8 protein-coding genes are annotated in these 6,499 nt (G+C 76.1%); 4 read left to right on the forward strand and 4 right to left on the reverse strand.

Going from position 1 to position 6,499, the window contains the following annotated elements:
- Window positions 1-30: 30 nt before the first annotated feature.
- A complete protein-coding gene (nusA, locus tag KME75_RS21795) occupies window positions 31-1,050 on the reverse strand; it encodes a transcription termination factor NusA (RefSeq protein ID WP_219416725.1) in 1,020 nt (339 codons plus the stop codon).
- Window positions 1,047-1,592 carry a ribosome maturation factor RimP gene (rimP, locus tag KME75_RS21800; RefSeq protein ID WP_219416726.1) on the reverse strand — a complete coding sequence of 182 codons (546 nt, stop codon included), beginning with the start codon at window positions 1,590-1,592 and terminating at the stop codon, window positions 1,047-1,049. Before rimP ends, nusA begins: the two co-directional genes overlap by 4 nt.
- A gap of 323 nt (window positions 1,593-1,915) precedes the next feature.
- Here rimP and KME75_RS21805 point away from each other — a divergent pair, with 323 nt between their 5' ends.
- Together KME75_RS21805 and KME75_RS21810 are read left to right on the forward strand one after the other, a co-directional pair.
- Complete coding sequence (locus KME75_RS21805; protein ID WP_219416727.1) at window positions 1,916-2,413, forward strand: hypothetical protein; 498 nt, start codon at window positions 1,916-1,918, stop codon at window positions 2,411-2,413.
- Window positions 2,410-2,877, forward strand: a complete 468-nt coding sequence (locus KME75_RS21810) for a ferritin-like domain-containing protein (RefSeq protein WP_219416728.1) — start codon at window positions 2,410-2,412, stop codon at window positions 2,875-2,877. The genes KME75_RS21805 and KME75_RS21810 overlap by 4 nt, the downstream gene beginning before the upstream one ends.
- A 471-nt stretch (window positions 2,878-3,348) precedes the next feature.
- On the opposite strand, the gene KME75_RS21815 is transcribed toward KME75_RS21810, so the two are convergent.
- The gene (locus KME75_RS21815; protein ID WP_219416729.1) at window positions 3,349-4,368 is read right to left on the reverse strand and encodes an aminotransferase class V-fold PLP-dependent enzyme; all 1,020 of its coding nucleotides are present in this window, start codon (window positions 4,366-4,368) and stop codon (window positions 3,349-3,351) included.
- A 19-nt stretch (window positions 4,369-4,387) separates the two neighbouring features.
- On the opposite strand from KME75_RS21815, the gene KME75_RS21820 reads away from it, so the two are divergent.
- Window positions 4,388-4,798, forward strand: a complete 411-nt coding sequence (locus KME75_RS21820; protein WP_219416730.1) for a secondary thiamine-phosphate synthase enzyme YjbQ — start codon at window positions 4,388-4,390, stop codon at window positions 4,796-4,798.
- A 382-nt stretch (window positions 4,799-5,180) separates the two neighbouring features.
- A complete protein-coding gene (locus tag KME75_RS21825; protein ID WP_219416731.1) occupies window positions 5,181-5,867 on the forward strand; it encodes a DUF8017 domain-containing protein in 687 nt (228 codons plus the stop codon).
- 6 nt (window positions 5,868-5,873) lie between these two features.
- On the opposite strand, the gene KME75_RS21830 is transcribed toward KME75_RS21825, so the two are convergent.
- Window positions 5,874-6,338: a protein kinase domain-containing protein gene (locus KME75_RS21830; RefSeq protein WP_246632564.1), complete on the reverse strand. Its 465-nt coding sequence runs from the start codon at window positions 6,336-6,338 to the stop codon at window positions 5,874-5,876.
- Window positions 6,339-6,499: the final 161 nt, after the last annotated feature.

Consider the following 6,499-nt stretch of genomic DNA (forward strand, 5'->3'; position numbering starts at 1 on the left):
CCGTTCCGCCCGCGCTGGGGGCTCTGCGGTTCAGCCGACCGACTCCGTCTCCGACGCGTCCAGGGCCCCGCGGGGGTCGGCGTCGCTGCGGATGTCGATCCGCCAGCCGGTGAGCCGGGCCGCCAACCGGGCGTTCTGCCCTTCCTTGCCGATGGCGAGCGACAGCTGGAAGTCCGGCACCACGACGCGCGCGGTCTTCGTGCGCGCGTCCAGGACCGTGACCGACACCACCTTCGACGGCGAGAGGGCGTTGCCGACGAACGTCGCCGGATCCTCGGACCAGTCGATGATGTCGATCTTCTCCCCCGCCAGCTCGTTCATCACGCCGCGCACCCTGGCGCCGACCGGGCCGATGCAGGCACCCTTGGGGTTGACCCCGGGCACGGTGCCGCGCACCGCGATCTTCGAGCGGTGCCCCGCCTCCCGGGCGACCGCGACGATCTCCACCGAGCCGTCGACGATCTCCGGGACCTCGAGCGCGAAGAGCTTGCGCACGAGGTTGGGATGCGTACGGCTCAACGTGATCTGGGTGCCGCGCATTCCCCGCGTCACGCCCACCACGTAGCAACGGATCCGCTCGCCGTGGGTGTAGTTCTCCCCCGGCACCTGCTCGGCCTGCGGGAGCACGCCCTCGGTGTCCCCGCTGAGCTGCACGATCACCACCCCTCGGGCGTTGGCGCGCGCGTCGCGCTGGATCACGCCCGCGACGATCTCGCCCTCCTTGGCGGCGAACTCGCCGTAGGTGCGCTCGTGCTCGGCGTCACGCAGGCGCTGCACGATCACCTGGCGGGCGGTGGTGGCGGCGATCCGGCCGAAGCCTTCGGGGGTGTCGTCCCACTCGGTCTCGACGGTTCCGTCCGCGCCGAGCTCCTGCGCCATCACCCGCACCGCGCCCGTCTTGCGGTCGATGTCGATCCGCGCGTGCGGCTGGTGGCCGTCGGTGTGCTTGTAGGCGGTGAGCAAGGCCGTCTCGATGGCCTCGAGGACCGTCTCGAAGGGGATGTCCTTCTCGCGCTCGATGGTGCGCAGCGCGGCGATGTCGACGTTCATGCCGTCTCCTCCTCGGATGGCCGGTCCTCGGACGGCCGGGCCGCCCCCTGCAGCAGCCGCACCTCGGCCTGGGGGGCGGGCCGGAACTCCACCTCGACGCCGGCGTGCGCGACGTCGGCGTAGCGCAGCTCGCGCAGCGTGCCGTCGACGAGAAGGGTGACCGACTCCTCGCCCGCTGCGCCCACCCGCCCGCTGAACGTGACCCCGTCGGTGGTGCGGACGTTGACCAGGCGCATGTGGGCCCGCCGCCAGTGCCGCGCCCCGGTGAGAGGGCGGTCGACGCCCGGTGAGGTGACCTCGAGGGTGTAGGACCCACCGATGAGGTGCTCGTGCTGGTCGAGCTCCGCGGACAGGACGCGGGACAGCGTGGCGATGTCGTCGAGCCCGACGCCGGAGTCGGAGTCCACCACGATCTTGACGGTGTGCCTGCGGCCCGCGGCGCGCACGTCGAGCTGGTCGAGCTCGAAGCCGGCGTCGCGCACGATCGGCTCGAGCACGCCGTGCAACTGCCCGGCATCCTCTGCGGGGCGGGGGGAGGGCATCGCGACTCCTGCTCGTGTCGGTCTCCCCCCGGCAGGCGGGCGGCTGCCGGCGGGGCGGTGGGGTCCGTCAGGGTAACGCGCGTCCCGGGAGCCGCCGTTCCCCGAGCACCCTTCGTCACCACCCGCGCAGGGACGGACGCGCCGCCGCGTGCGCCTGCCGGTTTCCCGTAGCCGACGCTGGTTCCTACCGGAGCCACCGGGTCCCCGAGACGCGGCGGAACGGCCTGGCAGGATGTGCCCCGCGGCGAGTGGGTTCCCGCCTCGCCGCTCGAGGACCCGGCGCCCGTCCGGCGCGACGGGGCGAGCGCCGGTGAGGAGATGTCGTGACCGAGCCCGCGAGGTCACCCCGGCCCCCGCTGAGCCGGCGCCGGGTGCTGACCGCGATGCTGCTCGTACCGCCCGCCCTGGCCGGCTGCTCGTTCGGCGCCGGCGCGGGTGCGGACGCGCCCGAGGAGCCGGACCCGCTGATCGCGCTCGCCGAGGCCGCCCGGGCCGATGCGGCGCTCGCGGCCGTCGCCATTGCCGCCTCCCCCGAGCTGGCCGACCGGCTGCAGCCGCTCGTCGACGCCCGCACGCAGCACGCGGCCGCCCTGGACGCCGAGGTGGCACGGCTGGACCCCGCCGACTCGACCACCCGTCCCACGCCGGCCCCGACGACGTCCACCGCGGGCCGCGGCACGTCGCTCGAGCAGGTGCGCGACGCGGTGCGGGCGTCCGGGGAGGCCGCCAGGGCCGCCGCACTGGAACTGCCCCCGGACCGCGTCGGGCTCGTCGCCGCGGTCGCGGCCTGCTGCGCCACCTACGCGGAGGTACTGGCATGACCGGCTCGCCCCGCGACGACGTGGCCGTCGTCGACGCCGTGGCCGCCGAGGCGCTGCAGGACGCGCTGGCCGCCGAGCACGCGGCGATCTGGTGCTACACGCTCGCCCTCGCGTTCCTGCCGCCCGACCAGATCGACCAGGCCCGGCAGGACGCCGAGGCGCACCGGGAGCTGCGCGGAGCCGTCGAGACCACGCTCACCGATCTGGGCGAGCGGCCGGTGTCGGCGCTGCCCGCGTACGCCACGCCGGAGCCGGTCGAGGACGCGGCCTCCGCCGCGGCGCTCGCCGTCGTCGCGGAGACCGATGCGCTGGCCGCATGGCGCTCCGTGATGGAGCGCACCGAGGACCGGGCGCTGCGGCAGGCCGCGCTCGACGCGATGACCGACGGCACGCTGCGCTGCGCCCGCTGGCGGGTGGTGGTCGGCACTCCGCCGGCGATCCCGGTCTTCCCCGGCCTCCCCTGACCCTTCGCCCCGCGAGTCGCCCGAGTTCGACACGCCAGTCGCCCGAGTTCGACACGCCAGTCGCCCGAAACCGACGCGCGAGTCGCCCGACATCGCCATGCGAATCGCCTGAGTTCGACAGGCGAGTCGCCCGACATCGCCACGCGAGTCGCCCGGGTTCGACAGGCGAGTCGCCCAACATCGGCACGCGAGTCGCCCGACATCCGCACGCGAGTCGCCCGAGTTCGGCACGCCAGTCGACTCGCGTGGCCAGACCCGGCGACTCGCCTGGCCAGACCGGGCGACTCACCGGGCCTGATCGGGCGCCTCGCGGGTCCGGAACGGGCGACTCGCGCGCCAGACCGGGCGACTCGCGTGGCAGGAACGGGCGACTCGCGTGGCCAGACCGGGCGACTCGCGCGCCAGACCGGGCGACTCGCGTGGCAGGAACGGGCGACTCGCGTGGCAGGAACGGGCGACTCGCGGGGCACGTCAGTGCAGGGCGGCGACGGCGGCCGCGACGTCGGCCTCGGTGTTGTAGAGGTGGAACGACACGCGTGCGGCCCCGGCCCGGCTGCTCGCCGCGATCCCCGCGGCGGCGAGGCGCTCCGCCGCGTCCGGCCGCCGGACGGCGACGATCGCGGATCCGGCGGGCGGCATCCCCAGCCCGGCGCGGAAGGCGTCGGCCAGCCCCGTGCAGTGCGCGTGGACGGCGGCGCGGTCCAGCCCCGCGAGCCACGGCAGCGCGACGCCCGCCCCGACGTGGCAGTACCAGGCGGGGGACGTGTCGAGCGCCCGCGCGTCCGGGGCGAGGTGCATCGGCAGCCCGTACGCGCGCGCCCACGGGTCGTCCGCCGCGTACCAGTTCGCGAGGTGCGGCACGAGGTCCAGGTCGGGGTGCACCGCCATCCACGCCGCGCCCCGCGGGCTCAGCAGCCACTTGTAGGCGCTCGCGACCACGGCGTCGGCCCACCCGAGGTCGGCGGGCAGCCAGCCGACCGACTGGGTCGCGTCGAGCATGACGCGGGTGCCGCGCGCCCGCGCGGCGCGCAGCGCGTCCACGTCCGCGATCCGTCCGTCCGCGGACTGGACGACGCTCGTCGCCACGAGGTCGAACCCCGCCGCACGCTCCCCCAGCTCACCGAGCTCGACCTCGGTCACCGTCACGCCACGGCCCGCCTGGGCGGCGAACGGCCACGTGGTGCTCGTGAACTCGCCTGCCGGAACGAGCACCCGCGCCCCGTCCGGCAGGCTCGCCGCGACCAGCCCGACGAGCGCCGACGCCGACGCGCCGATCGCGACCCGCTCCGGCCCCACCCCGACGAGCGCCGCGAAGGCCGCTCGGGCCCGCGCCACCGGGTCGTCGAAGTCGCCCGCCCCGACAGCGCCGCGCCGCCAGTCCCTGACGGCGCCCGCCACGGCCTCCCCCACCGCGACGGGAGGGACGCCGATGCTCGCCGTGTTCAGGTACCCGTCGGGGACGTCGAACTCCTGACCGAATGCCGTGCGCATGGTCGGGGACACTACGGGCGTGGACAGCCAGCTGATCGAGGTCCGGACCGGCTCGCGCGAGACGGTCGTCGACCTGACGGACGAGATCGCCGCGTTCCTGCACTCCTCCGGTGCCCGTGAAGGCCTGCTGCACGTCTGGGTGCCGCACGCCACCGCCGGGCTCGCCGTGATCGAGACCGGCGCCGGCAGCGACACCGACCTGCTCGCAGCCCTGCGCGACCTGCTCCCGGCCGACGACCGCTGGAGCCACCGGCACGGGAGCGCGGGGCACGGCCGCGACCATGTCCTCCCCGCGATCATCGCCCCGTCGCTGTCGGTGCCGGTGCTCGACGGCCGCCCCGCCCTCGGAACGTGGCAGTCGGTCTGCCTCGTGGACACGAACGGTGACAATCCCGTGCGTTCGGTGCGCCTGTCGTTCCTCGCGGGTTGATCGTCGGGGCCCCTCACTACGCTGTGCAGCCGTGACGACGACGGGCAACTGGCCGCCCCACCCGGGTCCCGCCGATCCCCGTGGTGCCGGTGGGAGGCGGCCCGGGCCGCCGCAGCAGCAGTGGGGCCCGCCACCGTCCTGGCCGGCGCCCGGGCCCGCGCATCCGCGGAGCGCGCCGCCACCGGCCGGTCGTCGCCCGCCCGGACCGCCGCCGGCCGCGCCGCCTCCGGCCGGACCGCCTCCGGCCGGACCGCCTCCGGTCGCACCCCCGCCGTCCGGGCCGCCCGGCGCGCCCCTGGGCGGGCAGGCACCCGGCCAGCCCTGGTTCGCTCCACCCACCCCGCCTCGGCCGGGGCCGCCGCCGGGCACCGCGGGACGCCCGGTGCCGCCGGGCACACCGGGACCACCGGACCGGCGCGGCCGGTTCGCCGCTCTGCTCGCCGCGGCCGCGGTCGTCCTCGCCGGCCTCGGCACGGCGACGGCGCTCATCCTCGACGGGCCGGAGCCCGCGCCGCAGGCGCCTGCCGTCACCGCGATCCGCACGCCCGCACTCACCTACGAGGTCCCCACGGACTGGACCCAGGGCGGCACGTCGGTGGGCAACATCCTCGGCGTGGACTTCACCGGCGTCGCGCGCGGCCCGGCGTACGAGTGCGGCGGCCGGTCCCTGGTCCGCGGGATCGCGGCGAGCGCGGTGCTGCCCGGCGGGGTGCCTGCCGATGCGATGGCCGGCGCGACCGCGCGGGCGCTCGCGGAGGGCTACTACACCTCCAGCACCGACGGCGAACCGCCGGAGGTGAGCGTGTCGGTGCCCCGGGCCGTCGACGTCGGCGGCATCGAGGGCAGCCTCGTGGAGGCCACCGCCCGCACGGCCGCCGACGACGGCTGCCTCGCCACGGAAGGCGTGGTGCTCGTGCTCGCCGTGCCCGTGACCACGGCGGACGGCCAGGTCACCGCGCTGCTGGTGGTGAACGGTGACCGTGCGGGCGGTCCCGGCGACGCGCCGCCGGTGCCGGAGCGGGCCGCCCTCGACGCCATCGTGGCGAGCGCCCGGCCGCCGACGATCTGACGGCGGTCAGGCGGCGGCTGCCCGGCCCAGCTGCGCCAGCCGGTCGGCCACGTCGGCCGCGGTGGCGAGGCGGGCGTCCGCATCGGCGATGCAGTCGTGCACGAGCGCGGCGTCGGCGGGTGGCAGCCCGGGATGCACCTGCGGCCGGTGGGACAGCAGCCTGCGGATCGCGAGCAGCGGCTGTCCCTCGGGCAGCTCGCCGTACAGCCCCACGCCGGTGAGCGCCCGGTGGATCGTGGCGCCGAGCGCCCACACCTCGGTGCGGCGCGACGGCCGCGTGCCCGCGAGCAGGTCCGGGTCGGTGAACTCCACGCCGCCCGCCCGGCCCATGCCGGTGACCATGGTGCCCGGAGTGAGGAACCGGGTGAGCCGGAGGTCCGACAGATGCCCGGCGACGCTGCCGTCCTGGTCCTCGGTCAGCAGGACGTTGCCCGGCCGGATGTCGCCGTGCGCGAGCCCGGCCTCGTGCAGCGCGTGCGCCGCCCAGGCCGCGTGCTCGAGCGCCGCTAGAGCGTGTCCCTTGGATCATGGGACGGGGTCGCGGAGCCAGATCCTGATCGAGGCGACGTCGATGGTTCCGCGGAACATGTAGTCGCGCTTGTCGTAGCGGGTGGCGACCGCGCGGTGGCCCT

Origin of the sequence: Pseudonocardia nigra (assembly GCF_019396355.1) — a bacterium.
GTDB lineage: Bacteria > Actinomycetota > Actinomycetes > Mycobacteriales > Pseudonocardiaceae > Pseudonocardia > Pseudonocardia nigra.